This is a genomic window from Vibrio sp. AND4, assembly GCF_000171815.1.
Classification (GTDB): domain Bacteria; phylum Pseudomonadota; class Gammaproteobacteria; order Enterobacterales; family Vibrionaceae; genus Vibrio.
This window is the reverse complement of sequence record NZ_ABGR01000121.1, coordinates 1-1244: the sequence shown is the minus strand read 5'-3', so window position 1 is coordinate 1244 and position 1244 is coordinate 1. Positions and strand designations below refer to the sequence as shown.

1 protein-coding gene and 1 pseudogene are annotated in these 1244 nt (G+C 44.9%); both read left to right on the top strand.

What is annotated here, in order from left to right; all coding sequences use genetic code 11:
• A pseudogene (locus AND4_RS19105) lies at positions 1–583 on the top strand (peptidylprolyl isomerase); the annotation flags it as partial.
• A 145-nt stretch (positions 584–728) separates the two neighbouring features.
• Entirely contained in the window at positions 729–1016 is a 288-nt protein-coding gene (locus tag AND4_RS19100) for a helix-hairpin-helix domain-containing protein (protein ID WP_009844632.1), read from the top strand.
• The last annotated feature ends 228 nt before the right edge of the window (positions 1017–1244 follow it).

Genomic DNA, 1244 nt, shown 5'->3' with positions numbered 1-1244 from the left:
TCAAGCTGATGCTCCAGAGGTTCTAAAGAACCAAGCAGTAATGCAGGCAATCTTGAGCCCAGAAGTGAAAGAGGATGGTCTGAACTCTGAAGCCATCGAGATCGCACCAGAGCACATCATCGTGGTTCGTGTTGAGGATGCTCGCGACGAGACAGTACTTCCTCTTGTTGAGGTTAGAGACCAAGTGGTCGCAAAACTTTCTCACGTTAAGGGTGAGCAAGGTGTCATTGAACTTGGCACCAAAGTGGTTGCTGCTCTAAAAGAGGGCAACCAAGATATCCTTGCAGAGAACAACCTAGTGTTTGGTGAGCAAGAGTCTGTAGACCGTCGTTCGCCACTGGCATCAAGCGTATTTGCTATGGCTAAACCTGAGGGTGACAAGCCAGTATATGGTCAGTCTAAAGATCAAGCAGGCAACGTTGTCATTGTTGAGCTAGATGCAGTACACGAAGAGCTAGATAGCGCGTTAGAAGAGCAAGTTTCAATGCAAATGCAGCGTGCTTCGTCTCAGCAAGATCTGAGTTCGGTCATTGCAGTACTACGAGCAAACACCGACATCAAATACTTTGTTGTGAGCAACTAAGCATAATTGATGTAATTTGTATGTTAGTTAAAACGGGCCGCATCAGCGGCCCGTTTTATTTTTATCTGAAGAGGCTTCAATACACACCGCGCTTTGCCTAAAGTAGTGCTCGTTTTGATACTACAACTCTAGGGAGTCTACTCAAATGAAATGGATGTTAACACTGTGCCTAATGCTGCTCGCACCGATGAGCTGGGCAGAAACAAAGACAAATGCAGATAAGTATGAAGGCATTGAGATAACGGTTAACGTTAACTCTGCTACCGCAGAAGAGATTGCGACCTTACTTAAAGGTATTGGTGAGAAAAAAGCGAGAGATATTGTCGAGTATCGTAATGAGCACGGTCCATTTAAAACCGCAGCGGACCTTACTAAGGTGAAAGGCATTGGTGAGTCGACAGTGAAGAAGAACGAAGCCCGTATCTTACTGTAATCAAAATTCTTGTGATTTGAAGCGAAGGTTTTCCCCGATTGAAGCTTTCCCGATCCAGCCATTCTGCGGGGTCGGGATTTTTTTCTTTTCGATTCTATTTTCTATTCACAGGGTAGCGGTGAGCGGTTTTCAATTGCCCTAACAGAAATCGAAGATAAGCTTATCCGAACATGAGATCTATCCGGCAACAAGCTTTAACCAAAGAGACGACGATGTGTCAGTTTTTCT

Coding starts and splice junctions, on each gene's coding strand:
- AND4_RS19100 (WP_009844632.1), top strand. CDS start 729: ATGAAATGGATGTTAACACTGTGCCTAATGCTGCTCGCACCGATGAGC.